The following is a 20,161-nucleotide window of genomic DNA, read 5'->3' as shown; positions in this document are numbered from 1 at the left end:
GTGGTATAGATAATGAACTTACCTAATAAAAGAAGCGGAAAAATATTAAGAATTTTGTTGAGTAATGAAAAACCTATAATCATTAAAAAATTAGCTAAAGAGTTTGATGTTTCTGCTCGGACAGTTAGGAGTGATTTAAAAAAACTTGAAGAGTGGTTAAAGTTAAGAAATATTAATTTGATAAAGAAACCAAGAGTAGGAGTTTGGATAGAAGCTGATAGCGTTCAAAAAGCAGAATTAGAAAGGCAATTATTTAAAGCACAAAAAAATAATGATCCTCTATCTCCCCCTAGAAGACAGAAGTATATTCTAAAGTGTTTATTAGAAACTGATAAACAATATACTATGAAACTATTAGCTGAAGAATTGTATGTAAGTCGATCTACTATCTATAAGGATTTAAAAAAAGTTGAGACATGGTTGTCTAACTATGACTTAATTTTGGAAAGAAAAAGAAATTGTGGGATTGAAGTTAGAGGAGATGAAAAAAATTGGCGTAAAGCAGTAGCAGATTTATTAGCTGAGCTTAAAGGAGACCAAGAACTAAAAAAATATTAGAAGAAGAGACTACTTTAAAACCAGACAGTAGGATTGATGCTAAAACTTATCAACAGTTAAAATCATTGTTTGGAGATATAAACTTTCGCAAAATTGAGAAAATTATGAAAAATGCAGAAAATGAATTAGATTTTTTATTTACTGATGAAGCTTTTGCTGGATTAGTAATTCATATAGCTATTAGTATTGAAAGATTAGAACAAAATAAAGACATAAAAATGGAACAAGAACAATTAGATAAATTAAAAACTAAAGAAGAATTTGAAGTAGCTGAATATATTGTTACTAAATTAGAGAATGAATTAAAAATAAAAATTCCTGAAGATGAAATTGGTTATATATCTCTTCATATCTTAGGTGCTAAATTGCAGCAAAATATTCAAACTAAAAGTGTAACTGATGTTTTAGAAAATACTGATTCTAAAATAGTTAAAGTAGCTAAAGAAATTATTAATTTGGCAGCTGAAGTATTAGAGGTGGATTTCCAAGATGATAAACAACTGTTAGTGGGATTAGTGTTACATTTAAGACCTGCTATTAATCGTTTGAAGTATGGGATGAGTTTAAGAAATCCATTATTAAATAGAATCAAAGAGGACTATCCTAGTGTTTTTGGAGCAGCATGGGCTAGCAGTATAGTATTTGAAAAATATTTAGGGATTAAGGTTAATGAAGAGGAGATAGGGTATATTGCTTTGCATTTAGGAGCAGCTTTAGAAAGGATAAATAAAAAGATAAAGGCTATTATTGTGTGTAGTAGTGGAATTGGAACTTCGCAGTTACTAGCCAGTAGATTAGCTAAAAGGTTATCTGGAATAGAAATTATGGATTTAATGGCAGCACATAAGCTTAAAAATAGAAACTTGGAAGGAATAGATGTTATTATTAGTACAATTCCATTAAATGATCTAGAAATACCAGTAATTCAGGTAAGTCCTTTAGTAACTGAAAATGACATAAATCTAGTAAAACAAAAGACTGATTATATTTTGCAGGATAAAGAAACCGAAAAGTTAGAGTTAGATTTGGAACTAAATAAAATTAATCAATTATTGGAGTCAGATTTAATTTTTATTAATTTAGATATTAAGAGTAAAGAAGAAATTATTAAGTTTTTAAGCCAGCAGTTATTAGATAAGAATAGTATTAACCAAGAATTCATTAAATCAGCTTTAGATAGAGAAAAGGTAACTTCTACTGGAGTAGGTAAGCAAGTAGCTATTCCCCATGGAAAAGAAGAATATGTGTTAAATTCTAAAATAGCAATAGCTACTTTAGAAAGTCCAATTAAATGGGGGAGTGAATCTGTGAGTGTTGTTTTCTTGTTGGCTCTTCGAAATAAGGATTCTAGATTATTTTTTAAATATTTTCACAGAATTATTGATGATCAAAAAGCAATAAAAAGATTAAAAGAAGCTAAATCTGAAGAAGATATAAGAAAATTATTTTATAAGAGGAGTGAGTTAGATGAATAATTTAATTAATGAAAGATTAATTCGGTTGGATATAAGTGGGGAGAATAAAAATGAAGTTATTAAATCATTAGCAAGTTTAATTAATGAAAGTGGGAGGTTAGAGTCATTAGATCAATATTATGATAGTTTATTAGCGAGAGAGGATAAGTCCAGTACAGGGATTGGAAATCAAATAGCTATTCCTCATGGTAAATCTAATAGTGTTAAAGAACCAACTATGGCCTTTGCTAGATTAAAAGAAGGAGTTAATTGGAAAGCTATTGATGATGAACCAGTAAAGTTAGTATTTTTATTAGCAATCCCTGAAGAAAGTAAAACAGATGGGCACTTAAAGATTTTATCTGCTTTATCACGTAATTTGCTAAATGATGATTTTAAAAAACAATTATTAAATGCTCAAACTAAAAAAGAAGTTAATAAAATTTTAACTCAAATGTTTCAATAATAAAATCAATAAGGAGTGATGATAATGAAAATAGTTGCAGTAACAGCTTGTCCTACTGGAGTAGCTCATACTTATCTAGCAGCTGAATCATTAGAAAAAAGTGCTGAGGAAAAAGGAGTTAATATTAAAGTAGAAACACAAGGATCAGTTGGAATTGAAAATGAAATTACTAAAGAAGAAGTAGAAGAAGCAACAGTAGTTATTATAGCTTCAGATATTAATATTTCTAAGCCAGAAAGGTTTGAAGGAAAACCTAAATTGAAACTCGAAGTTCAAAAAGCAATTAAACATGCAGATCAAATTATAGATAAAATAATTCAAAAATTTGGAGAATAGAGGTTAAAAAAACATCTTGAACATTGTCTTTTATTATAATTCATGGGACTTTCTCCTTTTGGGAAGTTTTAGTAATGGAATTAAAACTATTATACTTTCTAAAGGATGAGAGTCTCAATTTTTATATAATTTAACAGAAAATTTATTAATATAAGGGGGACTAATTATGAAGAAAGTATTATCGGATATGAAAAAACATCTTTTAACAGGAACAAGCCATATGATTCCATTTATTGTTGCTGGAGGAGTATTATTATCTCTCTCTGTTATGTTATTAGGTAAAGGGGCAGTACCAGAATCAGGAGTACTAAAAGATATAGCAGATATGGGGATAGCTGGATTTAAATTATTTATTCCAGTATTAGGTGGTTATATTGCTTATTCTATTGCAGATAGACCAGGTTTGGCTCCAGGTATGATAGGAGCTCATTTAGCTAATCAATATAAGATGGGATTTTTAGGTGCTATGATTGTAGGATTTATTGCTGGATATGTTGTTAATTTATTAAAGAAAATAAAGTTACCTAAGAATTTGCAATCGGTCAAGACTATCTTTATTTTCCCATTATTTGGTACATTCATTGTTAGTGGAATTGTTATTTGGGTTATTGGACAACCAATAGCAGGTATGATGAAGGCTTTACAATCATGGCTTAGTTCAATGCAGGGAGCTTCAAAGGTTACTTTAGGAACAATTTTAGGAGGTATGACTGCTTTTGATATGGGAGGTCCTATAAATAAAGTGGCTACTTTGTTTGCTCAAACTCTTGTAAAAGAACATCCATATTTAATGGGAGGAGTTGGAGTTGCTATTTGTACGCCTCCAATTGGAATGGGACTTGCTACCTTTTTATCTCCTAGTAATTATACTAATGAAGAAAAAGAATCAGGAAAAGCAGCTATTATTATGGGTTTAATTGGAATCACCGAAGGAGCTATTCCATTTGCTGCAGCAGACCCAATTAGAGTTATTCCTTCCATTGTAGTAGGAGGAATAATTGGAAATGTATCGGCTTTTATGATGGGAATTATAAATCACGCCCCTTGGGGGGGCTGGATAGTCCTTCCAGTAGTTGAGGGAAGAATAAAGTATGTAATTGCTACTTTATTAGGTGCTTTTGCTACAGCACTTATGGTTAATCTTCTTAAAAAAGCAGATTCAACAGAGGAATCAGATGGATTAGAAGAATCAGAAGAAGAATTAGATTTAGAATTTGATATGAGTTAATGAATTGATATTTTCTTAGATAGTTAATTGAAATTGAATAATATTTTAGGAAGGATGATTAAATATGTATCCATTAAAATTCAAACCAGTTTATAAGGAAAAAATATGGGGTGGAACATCTTTAGCAGATAATTTTAACCGTGAGATACCAAGTGATTTTACTGGTGAGAGTTGGGAGATAGCAGCTCATGAGAATGGAAGTAGTATAATTAGTAATGGTAGATTAGCAGGAAAAGAGTTAATGGAAGCTATAGAAGAAGAGGGAGAAAAGATTTTAGGAACTGATGCTCAAAGGGAAGATTATGAAAAATTTCCTTTATTGATTAAATTATTAGATGTTAATGATAAGTTATCAGTGCAGGTTCATCCTGATGATGATTATGCTTTTGAACATGAAGATGGTGAGCTAGGCAAAACAGAAATGTGGTATGTAATTGATGCTCAAGAAGATGCTAAGCTAGTTTATGGTCTCTATCCTAAAGTAACTAAAGAAGAATTTGCTACTGCAATTGAAAGAGGAGAATTAGAGGATAAGTTATATGAGGTTAATGTAGAAGCTGGCGATGTATTTTATATTCCTACTGGATTAGTTCATACTATTAAAGAGGGAGTTTTATTAGCGGAAATACAACAGAATTCAGATACTACTTATCGAGTTTATGATTGGGATAGAACCGATCAAGATGGTAAATCAAGAGAGTTGCATATAGATTCTGCTTTAGATGTAATTGATTTTGGTGCTAAATTACAAACTAAGGTAACAGGCTTGGAAGTTGAAGGTCAAGGTCTAACAAGGGAAATTTTAGTTGCTTGTCCTTATTTTATTACAGAGACTCTAGATATTGATAAGCAATATACTGCTAAGACAGATGGTAGCAGATTTTATGTATTAATGGGACTTGAAGGAGTAGCTACTTTGACTTATCAAGACGGGAAGATTAGTTTAGAAGCAGGAGAAACTGTATTATTACCAGCTTCTCTAGGAGATTATAAATTTGAGGGAGATTGCAAGTTGATTAGATCTTATATTAAGGATTTAAATGAATTAAAAGCTGAGTTAAGAGCTGAAGGATATTCTAAATCGGAAGTTAATCGAATTAAAGGGATAAACTAGAAATTTAATTTATTATATAGAACTAGTAAGTATTCAAATCAGATTATAAGCAAGATAATTAAAACTCATGAAATTAGGGGGGATTTGATGAAGAAAAAGTTAAAAGAGATGAGAGGACATTTAATGACTGGAGTAAGCCATATGATTCCTTTTGTAGTTGCTGGTGGAGTATTAATTGCTTTCTCTATTATGTTAAGTGGTGTAAAAGCTGGAACAGGAGCCGATGTAACTAATCCAGCTCTTAAAAACTTATTGGATTTAGGTGTAGCAGGATTTACAATGATGGTTCCAGTTTTAGCAGGTTATATTGCTTATTCAATTGCTGATCGTCCTGGATTAGTACCAGGTATGATTGGAGGTTATTTAGCTGGAGAAATTGGAGCAGGATTTTTAGGTGGAATTGTTGCTGGTATTATTGCTGGTTATGTTGCAAATTGGATTAAAAATTGGTCTGTGCCAGAAATTTTAAAACCTGTAATGCCTATTTTTGTGATTCCGCTATTATCTACAATTATTGTTGGGAGTCTGATGCAGTATGTAATTGGTCTTCCTATTAGTAACTTTATGGCTGGACTTAAAGGTTGGTTACAAGCTATGAGTGACGGAAGCCAAGTGATATTTGGAATTATATTAGGAGCTATGATTGCTTTTGATATGGGCGGGCCAATAAATAAAACAGCCTTCTTATTTGGGACAGGATTAATTGAACAAGGTGTCTATACAGTAATGGGTCCTATTGCAGCAGCAATTGCTATTCCCCCATTAGGTATGGCTTTAGCAACTACATTAGCTCCTAAAAAATATACTGAGCAAGAAAGACAAGCAGGTAAAGGAGCCTTCTTTATGGGGTTGATAGGAATTACTGAAGGAGCAATTCCTTTTGCAGCAGCTGATCCAATTAAAGTTATTCCTTCCATTGTCACAGGTTCTGCTGTAGGTTCAGTAATAGCTATGTTAAGTGGAGTAGGAGATCATGCTCCTCATGGAGGTTTAATCGTATTACCAGTAATAGATAATAGATTAATGTTTATTGTAGCAATTGCTGTTGGTGTAGGAATTACTGCTCTAATGGTAAATGCTTTAAAATCAGAGGTTGAAGAAGAAGTAGTTGAAGAAAAAGTAGAAGAGGAAGAGCTAGATTTAGAATTTGATATGAGTTAATTTGATAAGGAATAATATTTTGACCTCTTGGGGTTATTGGCCCTAGGAGGTTATTTGTTTTATATAGAATTGAAATTGAATAATATTATAGAAATGATGTGAATGCTTTTATGTTTTAATGGGGTTAGAAGGTAAAGGTGAAATGATGTATCAAGATCAAGATGGGAGCATCAATTTAAATACAGGTGAAACAGTATTATTATCAGTAGTATTAGGGGAATATAAAATAAATAGAGATTGCAAATTCATAAAATTTTATATAAAAAAATAGATAAATTAAAATTTGAATTAAAAAATAAAGGTTATTCTTTAGAAGAAGTTAGCCAGATTACAGGTTTTTAATTTATTTTTAAAAAGAAGGTTTTAATTATATCAAAAGATAATATAAGCAAAAAAATAGACTATATGGTCCAACAACAGATATATTATTATAAAATCCAATAGTTAAAATATCCGATGCTTCCCATTGCATTTCCAAAGGAGAGCTACAACCTGCTAAAAATTGGCAGGGATCAGTAGCCCTCCTTTTTTATTTCAACAGTAACTCAATTGTGACAGGCTCTGCTGTAATTTTAGGAAATTATGCTCTCATAGTTGCTTAATTTTATTTTCATATAATGTTTATTGTAATAGTTGTTGTGTAGGTAACGATTACTAATTTAAATAATTTAAAAATAACAAGGAGTGCAATTTTAATGTAATAAAATAAAATTATTTCGGAAAAATAAAGAAAATACTTGCGCAATAGTTCATTTCTTGTTATACTTTAAAACAAGAAGAAAGTTAAATGACATATATAAGTAATATAAAAATAGTTATTTTGCGCAAAATGATGAAAAATAAATGCAAAGGAGGGCAAAAATGAAAATAACAATACAAGATGTAGCTGAAAAAGCAGATGTCTCTCCTTCTACTGTATCTAGGGTTTTTAATAATAAGGGAAGAATTTCTTCTGAAACAAGAGAAAGTGTCTTGAAGGTAGCTAATAAATTAGGTTATCAGTATCAAAACAAACTTTCTCAAAATGATAAAGCCAAAAATATAGTAATTATTTTCAACAACCAATTAAATAATTATATAGTTAATAATCCTTTTTACAGTCAAGTAATGGGAGGAATAGAACAGAGCTTAAGAGATAGTAATTATCAATTATTATTTAAAACCATAACAGGTAAAATAGAACAAGATTTAGAGACTATTGATGATTTAATTAATGATAAGAAGACTGGTGGTCTAATTTTAACAGGCTATGAAATAGACCAAGAAATAATTATGAAAATTGAAGAAAGTGATATACCAGTAGTATTAATTGATAATGATTTATGGACTGAAAATATTAATTGTGTATTAAATGATAATATTACTGGAGCAAGAAAAGTTGTTAATCATTTAATTAAATTAGGTCATAAAGATATTGCTTTTATTGGCGGGCCAACAAGTCATATTTCCCTAAAGGAAAGATATTTAGGATATCAACAAGCCTTACAAGAGGCTAAAATAAAAGTTGATGAAGATTTAGTTAGATTTTGTTCTCCTAGTTTTGAAATTAGTGATGGTTATCAAGTTGCTAAAGAATTATTAACTAGTATAGAAGATAGTCCAACAGCTATTTTTGCTGCCAATGATAAGTTAGCTATTGGTTTTTTAAAAGCATGTCAAGAGTTAAACTATTCTGTACCAGAGGATATTTCTGTTGCAGGATTTGATGATATTGAAATGGCACAGCATGTAATGCCTGCTTTAACTACTGTTCGAGTTTTTAAAAGAGAGATGGGAATAGAAGCAGGAAAAAGATTAATTGATTTGATTGATGGGATAGCACCTAAGCCAATTAAAATAGTAATATCTGTAGAGGTAATTATAAGAAATTCTACAGATGTTATTAAATAATAATTATAACCTTTTTCTTACCACTTTTATCTATAAGAAGATAACCCCTATAAGTTTATAATCCTTTCTTTTATAATTTCCAATTTAATTATTAATTAGTTGAGTCTTATATAAGGAATATAAGTATATAACTTTATAATTTAAACTCCTTATGTTTGTTTAATTATCTAATATTTATCAAAAAGGGGGAGTTTTAATGTTTTCTAAAAAGTCTATTTCAATAATGCTAATCTTTGTTTTATTAGTAGGAGTTACAATTATTGCTACTGGTTGTGGTGGAAGTCAAAGTGAAACTAGTAATAAAAATGCTAAGAATAATAACAAATCTAAAGATGAAGAAGTAAAATTAAAGCTGTGGAGTTGGTATGGAATGCAGCGAGATGGTATTGAAAAAGTAATTAAAGCTTTTGAAGAAAAATATCCAAATGTAAAAATTGAATGGCAGATTTACGAATCAGGGCCTTATGTACAAAATTTAAAGACTTCTTTCATTGGTGGAGATGGTCCGGATATATTTGGTGCTGAACCTTCTTCAGCAGCTAAAGGAATCTTAAAGTATATAAAGGCAGATCGGGTTATGGATTTAACTGAAGTATATCAAGACAGAGATTGGAATGATAGGTTTTATAGTTCAGCAATTAAGCAACTTACTTTCAATGATAAGATATATAGTGTTCCTGTGACAGTAAATAATGTGAATCTATATTACAATAAAAAGATTTTTAATAAGTATAATTTAGAATCTCCTACAACTTTTGAAGAATTAATCACAGTTAGTAAAGAATTGAGGAATAATGGGATTATCCCTATTACTTGGGGGAATAAATGGAAATGGACTGGAAAAGATTATTTTTATCAGTTTGTAGGACAATTTGGTACTAACTTATTGCAACAAGCTGATAGAGGAAAGGTTAAATTTACTGATGAGCAATTTATTAAAGCACTAAAAGCAATTAAAGAACTTAAAGATAATAAAGTATTTGCTGAAGGAATTAATTCTATGGGAGATTGGGATGCAATTCAGTTATTATTCCAAAGCAAAGCAGCTATGTATTTCAGTGGAACTTGGGCTATTCCGAATATTCAGAAAAATGCACCAGAAGAATTTTTAGCTAAACTAGGTTTAATTCAGTTTCCTGTAATGGAAGGAAATTTAGAGCATGTGTCACCAGGTGGCGTAGGTATGAATTATGCAGTTAATAAAAGAACTGAACATCCTGAATGGGCGATTAAATTCTTAGACTTCTATACTAAGACGAAGCAGCAGAAAATATTTGCACAAACTACCCAACTAACTAGTGCTAATCCTGATGCAAATACAACAGATGTAGCTAATAGCAAGTTATTACAAATGTTCAATAATTATCAAGGAGATATTTGTCCACGAACTTTATATAGTGGTGAATTATCTAATGTGCTTGCTAATCAAATTCAATCTTTTATTGCTGGGGATATAAGTGCTAAAGAAGCATTACAAAAAGTAGAAGCAGCAAGGGAATAATAAAATCATATATCGGTTTCTAGCAGTTAGCTAGAGCCGATATATATTTAAGGAGGTCTAGATAAGATGAATCAACCACAAACAAAACAAAAACATTTTTTAGAAAGAATTAATTTCTTAAATATTAAAGCCGAAGAAATAACTGCTTATAAGTTTCTTTTTCCTGCTTTAGCTATATTTGGGTTAGTGAGTTTATATCCTGTTTTTTATTCTTTACGGCTAAGTTTTTTTGAATGGGATGGTTTCTCTCCTAATATGGATTTTGTAGGTTTACAGAATTATATGCAATTATTTCAGGATGAGATTTTGCATAAAGCAATATTTAATACTGGTTATTTTGTTATATTTACTGTAATTTTACAGACATTTTTGGCTTTAGGAACAGCAGTATTAATTGAGAAAATTAAATTTTCTAAAGGAAGAACTTTTTTTAGAACTTCTTATGTGTTTCCAGCGTTAATTGCTAATTCGATAGTAGCTTTAATTTTCTCTTGGATGTTTCATCCTCATAATGGAGCAATTAATAATTTATTAAATACTAGCATTCAGTGGTTAGGAAATAAGAATACTGTTATGCCAGCAATTATTGTTACTAATATGTGGAAATGGATTGGTTGGAATGCATTGATCTTTTGTGCCGGAATTCAATCAATAGACATGGATTTATATGAAGCAGCTGAAATTGATGGAGCTAATGTTTGGCAGAAATTTATGTTTGTGACTGTGCCACAATTACGTTCAATATTTACAATTGTAGTTGTGACTACGATGATTAATGGTTTGAAAGTATTTGATTTAGTTTGGGTTATGACAGCCGGTGGACCAAATCACGCTAGTGAAGTAGTGACTACTTGGCTTTATAAGCAAGCTTTTTCTAAAGCCAATCTTGGTTATGCTTCAGCAATTGGATATGCTTTAACTTTTGTAACTTTTATATTTAGCTATATATATATACAGCACCAGCGGAAAAGTAATTAAGGAGGGAAAAGAAATTATGAATATTATGTGGCGAAAATTTGTGTCCAAGATAAAATATGTGATATTAGCAATTGGAACTAGTATATTTGTTTTCCCTGCTTTCTGGGTTATGATGTCTTCTTTAAAAGGTAGAAGAGAGTTTACTCAAGGACATTTCTTTCCTCAGGGGGCATTGAAGTTTGGTAATTATATTGAAGCTTGGTTAAAGGGTGGCATGGCTAAATATTATTTAAACAGTATAATAGTAACTTTGGTTGCTGTATCTGTAGGTATCTTTTTTTCTAGTTTAGCAGCTTATGCCTTTTCTAGATTAGAATTTAGAGGTCGGGAAGTATTATTTTATTTATTTTTAGCTATGATGATGTTACCTCCACAATTAGGTTTAATTCCCTTGTTCTTAATATTAAAGAATCTAGGACTTTATAATAGTCGTATGGGATTAATTCTTCCTTATATAGGTGGAGTCTTACCATTGTCTATTTTCTTGATGCGAGGTTATTTAAAAGAAATACCGCCTGAAATGGATGAAGCAGCTAAGATTGATGGAGCAAATCACTGGCAGATTTATTCTAGAATTATTATGCCTTTAACAAAACCTATTTTAGCTACGTGCATTGTAATGGCAGTTCACGGAACTTGGAATGAATTTTTATTAGCAACTACTTTAATTAAAGATGATTTATTACGGACGATTCCAGTAGGAATTGTTCAGATGCAAGTTAATTCAGCGGCTATTAATTATCCTAGATTAATGGCAGCTAATGTTATTTCATTTTTACCTTTAGTAATAGTATTTATCTTTTTACAAAAATACTTTGTTAAAGGGGTTACTGGTGGAGCATTAGATTAATTATCTTAATATATTAGGAGGGTGTTAAATGAATAATAAAGTAACTATTATTGGTGATTCAGTAGCAAATATGCCGTGGGAAAAGAAACCAGAAGGACATGATGAAGTACTCTGGAGGTCGAAACAAAATCCGATTATTGAACGAGATCCTATTCCTTGTGCAGATAGAATTTTTAATAGTGCTGTTATTCCGTATAAGGGTGAGTTTATAGGAGTGTTTAGAGCTGATTATAAAAATACTAAACCACATTTGCATTTAGGAAGAAGTAAAGATGGAATTGATTGGGATATTAACCCAGAAAAGATTCAATGGGTAGATGAGGATGGTAATTTAGTTAACCCTAGTTATGCTTATGACCCTCGCGTGGTAAAGATTGAAGATACTTATTATATTACTTGGTGTACAGAATTTAACGGGCCAACAATTGGGGTCGGTAAGACTAAAAATTTTGAAACATTTAATAGATTAGAAAATGCCTTTGTTCCTTTTAACCGTAATGGAGTTTTATTTCCTAGGAAGATAGATGATAAATATGTGATGCTTAATCGACCAAGTGATAATGGTCATACTCCCTTTGGTGATATCTTCTTAAGCCAAAGTCCTAATATGTGTCATTGGGGAGAGCATAGATATGTCATGGGCAGTAGTGATGAAAACTGGTGGGAGAACACTAAAATTGGCCCTGGCCCAGTACCAATTGAAACATCAGAAGGCTGGTTAATTTTCTATCATGGAGTTACAGAAACTTGTAATGGCTTTGTGTACAGTATAGGAGCAGCATTATTAGATTTAGATGATCCAAGTAAAGTATTAGCTAGGACTAATGATTATTTATTAACTCCACAAGAGGAATATGAAACAACTGGATTTGTACCTAATGTAGCTTTTCCTTGTGCTACTTTACATGATGCTAAGACAGGTCAAATAGCTATTTATTATGGGGCAGCTGATACGTATGTAGCAGTAGCTTATACTCAAGTAGAAGAATTAATTACTCATCTTAAAGATAATTCTTAAAAAGGTGTAGGTGTTAGGAGGGACGGGTAATGGAAATTGAAAGATTAGATCAATTACAAACTAAAGTGAAAGCCGAACTTGAAAATAATATATTAGATTTTTGGTTAAGTAATACTATTGATTATAAAAATGGTGGGTTTTATGGAGCAGTAAGTAATGATTTAATTCCTCAAAATAAAGGTAAAAGTTTAATTTTAAATAGTCGAATTCTTTGGACCTTTGCTTTAGCCTATAGAGAATTAGGTAAATCTAAATATTTAAAAATAGCTAATAGAGCATATGATTATTTATTAACTAACTTTTGGGATGATGAGTTTTTAGGCTTTTACTGGATGTTAGACTATAAGGGAAACCCAATTGATAAAAAGAAACAGATTTATGGTCAAGCTTTTATGATTTATGCTTTAACAGAATATTATAAGATTACTAAAAAGCAAGAGGTATTAGATTTAGCTATTAAAATATTTGATTTAATTGAGGACTATAGTTATGACCAACAAAATAAAGGATATATTGAAGCTTGTACTAGAGATTGGGAAGTAGCTAATGATTTACGATTAAGTGAAAAGGATATGAATGAAAAAAAGTCAATGAATACTCACCTTCATATTTTAGAAGCCTATACTAATTTGTATAGTGTTTGGAAAAATAATAGACTAAAAAAGCAACTAAAAGAATTAATTCAAGTTATGATTAATCAAATTATAGACTCTAACACTTATCATTTTAAATTATTCTTTGATGAAAATTGGAACTGTAAGTCCAATATTGTTTCCTATGGCCATGATATTGAAGGGAGTTGGTTATTATATGAGGCAGCAGAAGTTTTAGGAGAACAAGAGATTTTAGAGCAAGTAGAAGAAATTGTATTAAAGATGGCTGAAGTTACTTATGAACAAGGAATTGATCAGGATGGAGGAGTTTTTTATGAAGGGAATAATAGGGGCGTTATAGATACTGATAAGCATTGGTGGCCTCAAGCTGAAGCAGTAGTAGGTTTTTTAAATGCTTATCAACTTAGTAATCAGAATTATTTTCTTAATATTGCAAATAAGATTTGGCTGTTTATTGAAGAGCAGATTATTGATCAGGAAAATGGTGAGTGGTTTTGGAAAGTATCTAAGATGGGAGAACCTGATTTAAGCATTGCTAAGGTTAACCCTTGGAAAGCGCCTTATCATAATGGGAGAGCTTGTTTTGAAATTACAAATAGACTTCAAACTATAAAAAAGGAGTTGAGACAGTATGACAAAAGATGAATTTAATCAAAGATTACAATTATTGTATAAAGAATATCAAGAGTTAATTAATAGAGAAAATCAAAAACAAACACCAGGTAATGGAATATTCAATAGATATCAGAATCCTGTACTTACTAGAGAACATACTCCTTTACACTGGAAGTATGATTTAAATTATGAAACTAATCCTTACTTAATGGAACGTTTAGGGATTAATGCAGTTTTTAATCCAGGAGCAATAAAATTAAATGATAGATATTATTTAGTAGCTAGAGTAGAAGGGAATGACAGAAAGTCATTTTTTGCAGTAGCTGAAAGTGATAATGGAGTTGATGGATTTGAATTTTGGGATTATCCTATTGTAATGCCAGAAACAGATGATCCTGATACTAATGTTTATGATATGAGATTAGTTGAACATGAGGATGGTTGGATTTATGGTTTATTCTGTACTGAAAGAAAAGATCCTAATGCTAATGATACTTCTAGTGCAATAGCTCAATGTGGAATTGCTAGGACAAAAGATTTAAAAAATTGGGAGCGGTTATCTGATTTAAAGAGTCCTTCTCCACAACAAAGAAATGCTGTCTTACATCCAGAGTTTATTAATGGGAAATATGCTTTTTATACTCGTCCTCAAGATGGATTTATTAGTGCTGGAAGTGGAGGTGGAATTGGTTGGGGATTAGTTGACGATATTGAGAATGCAGTAATTGAAGAAGAAGAAATTATTGATTCTAGAGTTTATCATACTATTAAGGAAGTTAAAAATGGTCAAGGGCCAGCACCAATTAAGACAGATCAGGGTTGGTTGCATATAGCTCATGGAGTTAGAAATACAGCAGCTGGTTTAAGATATGTATTATATGCTTTTATGACTGATCTTGACCAGCCTAAGAAAGTTACCTATGATCCAGGTGGATATTTAATTGCTCCAAAAGGTGAAGAATTTGTTGGTGATGTAAGTAATGTTGTCTTCTGTAATGGAGTTATAACAGAGGATGATGGCACAGTCTATATCTATTATGCTTCTTGTGATACTAGAATTCATGTAGCTACTACTACTGTCGATAGGTTAGTTGATTATGTAACTAATACTCCTGAAGATCCACGACGCTCTTATGCTTGTGTAAAACAGAGAAATAATTTAATCGAACAAAATTTAAAATTAATAAGTCAAGAGGACTGGAAATCTATAGCTGAATTTATTAGTAAGTAATATTAGATTTAATATGGGGGGATAATTTGAGACAAAGAAATTGCTATCAGGTAGTGATTATTATAATGTTAATAATAATTACTAACTGTAATAATATAAATGCTAAAGAAAATCTGGTAGAAGTAAAAGCAGGTACAAATAAGATTACAGTAGATTATAATTATTATATAAATAAGTATGAAGTAACTAATTTAGAGTTTGTTAAGTTTTTAAATCAATCTAATGTATCTGCTACTGGTATTTATAATAATAAGTTGATGATTAAAATAAATTCCCCCTATCAGCCTATAAGTTATAAGCAAGGGGATTTTTCAGTTAGTAGTGATAAAGAAAATTATCCAGTAATAGGTGTTACTTGGTATGGAGCAGTTAGTTATTGTAACTGGTTAAGTGAACAGAATAATTTGGCTAAGACTTATAGTAAAGATTGGAAGTTAAAAAAACAAGCCTCTGATCTAGAAGGATACAGACTACCCTTAGAAGATGAATGGGAATATGCTGCTAGAGGAGGTAGTCAAGGACAAGATACAATCTATGCTGGAAGTGATAAGATAAATGAAGTAGCTTGGCACTGGAATAATTCTCAAAATTCTGAAAATGATATTTTTTTAGGCCGCGGCCCTCATGTTGTTGGTGATAAGCAAGGAAATCAACTTAAAATTTATGATATGAGTGGTAATGTATTGGAATGGTGTAATGATTGGCAATCCCCCTCTAAACATAAAAGGAGAATTTTAAGAGGAGGTTCTTGGTTTTATAAATCATATGCTGCTAAAGTAGATTATTATAATCGGATTGGTGTGCAACCAGAAATTAGTAGTTTGGATAATGGTTTTCGGATAGTGCGGACTAGCAAGGGGGATTAAAAAAGAGTTATGAAAGGATTAAGGGACAAGTTTAAAGATTTAAATATTGGAACAAAATATGTAACTACTGTAATTTTAATTAGTCTATTATTTATAATTTCTACAGTAGTAATTTATAATTCTTTAGTAGAAATGGAGCAAGAAGTTAAGCATTTAAAAAGTAAGGGAGACTTATCAATAAAAATTGAACAGCTAAAAACTTTATTTATTAGTAAAAAAGATATAGCGTCAGGCTATATAGTTTCTAAAGGAAAAGATAGTAGAGCACGGGAAAACTTTATTTCTAAAATAGAAAAGGAGAATGTATTATTAGAAGAAATATATCATGATTTATCTAATGAAAAACTAAAAAATCTATTTACAGAAATAGTTAGATTAGATAAAAATATAAACCAAATTTTTAATGATGATATAGTTTCTCAAATAAAAAAAGAGGCCAGTTATGCTGCTTTATGGCGCTCATATAGTAAAATCTCTACTAGTATAGAGCAGTTAAATATTGTATTAAATAAATTTAATACAATAATCGAGCAGCAGAGAATTAGAGCAATCAAGCAAGCGGAAAGAAGTGTAAGCCGAACTACTTTTCTATTATTAGTTTCTATTTTTATTTCTATTAGTTTAGGAGTTTTACTAGTCTATTTAATTAGTAGATATATTAGTCGTAACTTACAGCAGGTAATAAAGGTTAGTAAACAAATTGCTGCTGGTAATTTAGATGTAAGTAAGTTAGATTACTGTTATGATGATGAAATAGGTCAGTTGTCATCTTCGATTAATGGAATGATAGATAATTTAAGAGATGTATTAGGAAGAGTAATAGAAGTTGCTGGTAAAACATCTGCTACTAGTCAACAATTATCTGCAACTAGTGAAGAAACAAGTAGTTCAATAACAGAAGTTTCAGCTTCAGCAACTGAATTTATCAATACAACAGAAGAATTAGCCAGTTTATCTGGTGAGATAGCAACTGAGGCTCACTATATTAATCATTTAGCTGAAGATGGATTTGAACGGATAAGAGCTACTGAACAAGAGATTCAACAAATTTTAGAGACATCTGAAGAAAGTAGTCAAACAATAGATGAATTAAATGATGCTAGTGAGGAAATAGAAAGTATAATTAATATCATTTCTAATATTTCAGAACGAATAAACTTGTTGGCTTTAAATGCTTCTATTGAAGCAGCTAGAGCAGGCAGACATGGTCAAGGCTTTAATGTAGTAGCAGAAGAAATAAGAAACTTAGCATCACAAACGCAAGATTCAATAGATGGAATTAGACAAATGATTAAGAAATTAGTTAATAGAACAGATCAAGCTTTAGTTAGTATTAATAAAAATAATGCCCAGATAAAGGATGGAGCTCAGAAATTAGATCAATCTAAAAATACTTTTACTAAGATAGTCGCTAATATAGAACATATTACAGAAGAGATTGAAAAAATAAATCAGTTTAGCCAACAAGTTTCTAAAGGTAGTGGAGAAATTTCTCATGCTACTGAAGAACAGTCAATAGCAATGCAACAAATTTCCAATTCAGCAGATGATTTATCTACTACAGCACAAAAATTGAATGAATTAATTCAACAATTTCAATTATAAAGTAGGAGGCTGAATGATGAATAGAAAACAGTTTTTAACTGGAGAGTGGCAGTTTAAAGAGTTAGGTAGTAACCAATGGTTAACAGCTCAAGTGCCAGGATGTGTACAGTTAGATTTAATAGAAGCAGGTGAATTAAATAATCCATTTTATAGAAATAATGAAAGTGAATTTTATAAGTTAGAAGATAAAAATTGGATTTATAAAAAAACATTTACGGTGGATAAAAATATAGCTGAATATAGCAAAATCAATTTAGTTTTTGCTGGTATTGATACTATAGCAGAGATTTATCTAAATGATCAGTTACTAGGTAAAACTAATAATATGTTTATTGAGTATAGTTTTGATGTTAAAGAGAACTTAATTAAAGGTGATAATGAGTTAAAAGTTAAATTTGTTTCTGCTAAAAAAAATAGTCAAACTATTAAAGATAATGATGCAGTAAAGATTGATGCTACAAATGATACAGTTAGAAATTATATTAGAAAGGCTCAGTATTCCTTTGGTTGGGATTGGGGGCCAACATTAGTACAGACAGGCCTCTGGAGGCCTGTTTATCTGGAGTATCTTACAAAAGCAAAATTAAAAGATCTATATGTAGCTACGAGTTCAATTACAGATCAAGAGGCTATTTTAGAAGTAAGTGGGAAACTAAATTTATTTAGTGAGGAAGAGGTAGAAGTAGAATTAGTAACTGAATTTGAAGGAAAAGAGATAAGCAAAACTAAAGTTGATTTGTATCCAGAAGAAAAGGGTAAGCAAATTAAAGCTAAATTAAAAATAGATAATCCTAAATTATGGTATCCTCAAGGAAGAGGTAATCAACCATTATATGATATTATATTTATTGTGTGGCAAAAGGATAAAATAATAACAGAAGAAAAAGTAAGAACAGGGATTAGAACAGTAAACTTACTTCAAGAACAAGATGATATTGGAGAAAGTTTTATTCTAGAGGTTAATGGAGAACGGATATTTGCTAAAGGAGCCAATTGGATTCCAGGTGATAGTTTTCTACCTAGAATGACTAAAGAGAAATATGAAGAGTACCTTGATTTAGCTGTAGAAGCAAATATGAATATTTTACGGGTCTGGGGTGGAGGTATTTATGAAAACAAAGAGTTTTATCAGGCCTGTGATGAACGGGGGATTTTAGTTTGGCAGGATTTTATGTATGCTTGTGCAGAATATCCAGACCAATTAGATTGGTTTAGAAAGCAGGCTAAAAAAGAAGCAATTGAAGTAGTAAAAAAATTGCGTAATCATCCATCAATCGTGTTGTGGTGTGGGAATAACGAAGTTAATTGGATCTTTGGTCAACAAAAGGGTAAAGATGAAGTTGCCGGAAATAAAATTTTTAAGCAAGTATTGCCTCAAGTTTGTAGTGAGTATGATCCTTTTAGACCATACTGGGTTTCTAGTCCTTATAGTAAAACTGAAGAACCAAATAGTATGAAGGAAGGTAATCGTCACAATTGGAATGTTTGGAGTAGATGGCAAGATTATACTGCTTATCAGGAAGACACTTCTCGCTTTATTAGTGAATTTGGTTTTCAGGCCATGCCTAATTGGGAAACTGTTAAGTCCTATACTAAACTAGAGGATAGACATATTTTAAATCCAATAGTACTAGGTCATAATAAGATGGTGGAAGGACAGGAGCGATTAATTAGATATTTAGTTAGACATCTTGGTTTTCCTAAAGATTTTAAGAGTTTTGTGTATTTAACTCAATTTAATCAAGCAGAAGCTGTTAAAACAGCCGTAGAACACTGGCGTAGTAGGAAGTATAAGACAGCAGGAGCTATTTACTGGCAATTTAATGATTGTTGGCCCGTAGCTAGTTGGTCTAGTGTTGATTATTATGGTAGAAAAAAAGGATTATATCATTATACTAAACAATTTTATGCACCGATTTTACCGATTATAAAACAAAAAGATGATGAAATTGTTATTAATGTAGATAATGATTTAATGAGAAATGTTGAAGCTGAAATTACTGTAAGTGCTTATAGTTTAGCTGGTGATTTAAAAGCTATTAAAGAATATAGTTCAATATTAACTAAAGGTCAAGTAGAGCAGACGAAGAAATTTAATTTATCTGACTTAAGTATTGGCTATCAACCACAAATTACAGTTGTTGATAATCAAAGTACTACTTTACAGCAAGAAGTAAATGGGGAGTTATTGGATACAGTTATTTATGTAACAGTAGAAGTGGGAGGGCAGGAGTATAGTAATTACAAGACTTTTGCTAAATTTAGAGAGTTAGATTTAGCGCAACCAAATTTTGAGTTAGAAACTAATAATAATAAATTAAGATTAAAGGTAGATAAGCCAGCTTTTGGAGTATTTATTGTAGGAGTAGATAAAGAGTTAGGTTTAGCTGATAATTGTTTGAACTTAATCCCTAATCAAGAATATGAAATTGAGATTGAAAAGAAGGTGGATAATATAGATATTTACGATTTAACGACTATGGTGCAAAAAATCTACTAATTTAAGTGTAAGTAAATCATAGTCAGAGGAGAAGATAAATTATTTTTCTTCTGTTTATCAATAATTTTTTCTTATACAGAAGAGGAGCTAGTAGAAATAGCGAGAAATATAGCAACCAATAAATTATAGAAATAATAAGGGATTTAGTAACTAATAACAGAAATATAGTAACTAGT

16 protein-coding genes and 1 pseudogene are annotated in these 20,161 nt (G+C 30.7%); all 17 read left to right on the top strand.

The annotated features are described in order from the left end of the window. The first annotated feature begins 12 nt into the window (after nt 1-12). The 17 genes and pseudogenes from ACYQ39_RS05635 (at nt 13) to ACYQ39_RS05555 (ending at nt 19,985) form a co-directional block, all read left to right on the top strand. Complete coding sequence (locus ACYQ39_RS05635) at nt 13-558, top strand: BglG family transcription antiterminator (protein ID WP_459841029.1); 546 nt, start codon at nt 13-15, stop codon at nt 556-558. A gap of 104 nt (nt 559-662) precedes the next feature. After that, nucleotides 663-2,033, top strand: a complete 1,371-nt coding sequence (locus tag ACYQ39_RS05630; protein WP_459841027.1) for a BglG family transcription antiterminator — start codon at nt 663-665, stop codon at nt 2,031-2,033. Then, entirely contained in the window at nt 2,026-2,478 is a 453-nt protein-coding gene (locus tag ACYQ39_RS05625) for a PTS sugar transporter subunit IIA (RefSeq protein WP_459841025.1), read from the top strand. The genes ACYQ39_RS05630 and ACYQ39_RS05625 overlap by 8 nt, the downstream gene beginning before the upstream one ends. A 24-nt stretch (nt 2,479-2,502) precedes the next feature. After that, nucleotides 2,503-2,814 carry a PTS fructose-like transporter subunit IIB gene (locus tag ACYQ39_RS05620; protein WP_459841023.1) on the top strand — a complete coding sequence of 104 codons (312 nt, stop codon included), beginning with the start codon at nt 2,503-2,505 and terminating at the stop codon, nt 2,812-2,814. Between the two features lie 169 nt (nt 2,815-2,983). After that, nucleotides 2,984-4,027: pseudogene (locus ACYQ39_RS05615) on the top strand (PTS fructose transporter subunit EIIC); the annotation flags it as partial. 79 nt (nt 4,028-4,106) lie between these two features. After that, entirely contained in the window at nt 4,107-5,156 is a 1,050-nt protein-coding gene (locus ACYQ39_RS05610; RefSeq protein WP_459841021.1) for a type I phosphomannose isomerase catalytic subunit, read from the top strand. Nucleotides 5,157-5,243: 87 nt separating this feature from the next. Continuing rightward, nucleotides 5,244-6,317: a PTS fructose transporter subunit EIIC gene (locus ACYQ39_RS05605; RefSeq protein WP_459841019.1), complete on the top strand. Its 1,074-nt coding sequence runs from the start codon at nt 5,244-5,246 to the stop codon at nt 6,315-6,317. Between the two features lie 843 nt (nt 6,318-7,160). Continuing rightward, entirely contained in the window at nt 7,161-8,207 is a 1,047-nt protein-coding gene (locus ACYQ39_RS05600) for a LacI family DNA-binding transcriptional regulator (RefSeq protein WP_459841017.1), read from the top strand. A gap of 196 nt (nt 8,208-8,403) precedes the next feature. Then, nucleotides 8,404-9,708, top strand: coding sequence for an ABC transporter substrate-binding protein (locus ACYQ39_RS05595; protein ID WP_459841015.1), 1,305 nt, complete (start codon nt 8,404-8,406; stop codon nt 9,706-9,708). 66 nt (nt 9,709-9,774) lie between these two features. After that, on the top strand, nt 9,775-10,686 hold the full coding sequence (locus ACYQ39_RS05590) for a carbohydrate ABC transporter permease (protein WP_459841013.1): 912 nt from the start codon (nt 9,775-9,777) through the stop codon (nt 10,684-10,686). A 16-nt stretch (nt 10,687-10,702) separates the two neighbouring features. Beyond that, complete coding sequence (locus tag ACYQ39_RS05585; protein ID WP_459841011.1) at nt 10,703-11,536, top strand: carbohydrate ABC transporter permease; 834 nt, start codon at nt 10,703-10,705, stop codon at nt 11,534-11,536. 28 nt (nt 11,537-11,564) lie between these two features. Next, on the top strand, nt 11,565-12,554 hold the full coding sequence (locus ACYQ39_RS05580) for a glycoside hydrolase family 130 protein (protein WP_459841009.1): 990 nt from the start codon (nt 11,565-11,567) through the stop codon (nt 12,552-12,554). Nucleotides 12,555-12,583: 29 nt separating this feature from the next. Then, complete coding sequence (locus ACYQ39_RS05575) at nt 12,584-13,813, top strand: AGE family epimerase/isomerase (protein WP_459841007.1); 1,230 nt, start codon at nt 12,584-12,586, stop codon at nt 13,811-13,813. Beyond that, nucleotides 13,800-15,014 (top strand): glycoside hydrolase family 130 protein, encoded by a 1,215-nt coding sequence (locus ACYQ39_RS05570; protein WP_459841005.1) that lies wholly within the window; start codon nt 13,800-13,802, stop codon nt 15,012-15,014. Before ACYQ39_RS05575 ends, ACYQ39_RS05570 begins: the two co-directional genes overlap by 14 nt. A 26-nt stretch (nt 15,015-15,040) precedes the next feature. Then, on the top strand, nt 15,041-15,880 hold the full coding sequence (locus tag ACYQ39_RS05565) for a formylglycine-generating enzyme family protein (RefSeq protein WP_459841004.1): 840 nt from the start codon (nt 15,041-15,043) through the stop codon (nt 15,878-15,880). A 9-nt stretch (nt 15,881-15,889) separates the two neighbouring features. After that, a complete protein-coding gene (locus ACYQ39_RS05560) occupies nt 15,890-17,485 on the top strand; it encodes a methyl-accepting chemotaxis protein (RefSeq protein WP_459841002.1) in 1,596 nt (531 codons plus the stop codon). A 16-nt stretch (nt 17,486-17,501) separates the two neighbouring features. Next, on the top strand, nt 17,502-19,985 hold the full coding sequence (locus ACYQ39_RS05555) for a glycoside hydrolase family 2 protein (protein WP_459841000.1): 2,484 nt from the start codon (nt 17,502-17,504) through the stop codon (nt 19,983-19,985). Nucleotides 19,986-20,161 lie beyond the last annotated feature (176 nt).

This window comes from Halanaerocella petrolearia (assembly GCF_054657875.1).
Note: the sequence above shows the minus strand (reverse complement) of the source record. Positions and strands in the feature narration are given on the sequence as shown.

Coding starts and splice junctions, on each gene's coding strand:
- ACYQ39_RS05635 (WP_459841029.1), top strand. CDS start 13: ATGAACTTACCTAATAAAAGAAGCGGAAAAATATTAAGAATTTTGTTG.
- ACYQ39_RS05630 (WP_459841027.1), top strand. CDS start 663: ATGAAAAATGCAGAAAATGAATTAGATTTTTTATTTACTGATGAAGCT.
- ACYQ39_RS05625 (WP_459841025.1), top strand. CDS start 2,026: ATGAATAATTTAATTAATGAAAGATTAATTCGGTTGGATATAAGTGGG.
- ACYQ39_RS05620 (WP_459841023.1), top strand. CDS start 2,503: ATGAAAATAGTTGCAGTAACAGCTTGTCCTACTGGAGTAGCTCATACT.
- ACYQ39_RS05610 (WP_459841021.1), top strand. CDS start 4,107: ATGTATCCATTAAAATTCAAACCAGTTTATAAGGAAAAAATATGGGGT.
- ACYQ39_RS05605 (WP_459841019.1), top strand. CDS start 5,244: ATGAAGAAAAAGTTAAAAGAGATGAGAGGACATTTAATGACTGGAGTA.
- ACYQ39_RS05600 (WP_459841017.1), top strand. CDS start 7,161: ATGCAAAGGAGGGCAAAAATGAAAATAACAATACAAGATGTAGCTGAA.
- ACYQ39_RS05595 (WP_459841015.1), top strand. CDS start 8,404: ATGTTTTCTAAAAAGTCTATTTCAATAATGCTAATCTTTGTTTTATTA.
- ACYQ39_RS05590 (WP_459841013.1), top strand. CDS start 9,775: ATGAATCAACCACAAACAAAACAAAAACATTTTTTAGAAAGAATTAAT.
- ACYQ39_RS05585 (WP_459841011.1), top strand. CDS start 10,703: ATGAATATTATGTGGCGAAAATTTGTGTCCAAGATAAAATATGTGATA.
- ACYQ39_RS05580 (WP_459841009.1), top strand. CDS start 11,565: ATGAATAATAAAGTAACTATTATTGGTGATTCAGTAGCAAATATGCCG.
- ACYQ39_RS05575 (WP_459841007.1), top strand. CDS start 12,584: ATGGAAATTGAAAGATTAGATCAATTACAAACTAAAGTGAAAGCCGAA.
- ACYQ39_RS05570 (WP_459841005.1), top strand. CDS start 13,800: ATGACAAAAGATGAATTTAATCAAAGATTACAATTATTGTATAAAGAA.
- ACYQ39_RS05560 (WP_459841002.1), top strand. CDS start 15,890: ATGAAAGGATTAAGGGACAAGTTTAAAGATTTAAATATTGGAACAAAA.
- ACYQ39_RS05555 (WP_459841000.1), top strand. CDS start 17,502: ATGAATAGAAAACAGTTTTTAACTGGAGAGTGGCAGTTTAAAGAGTTA.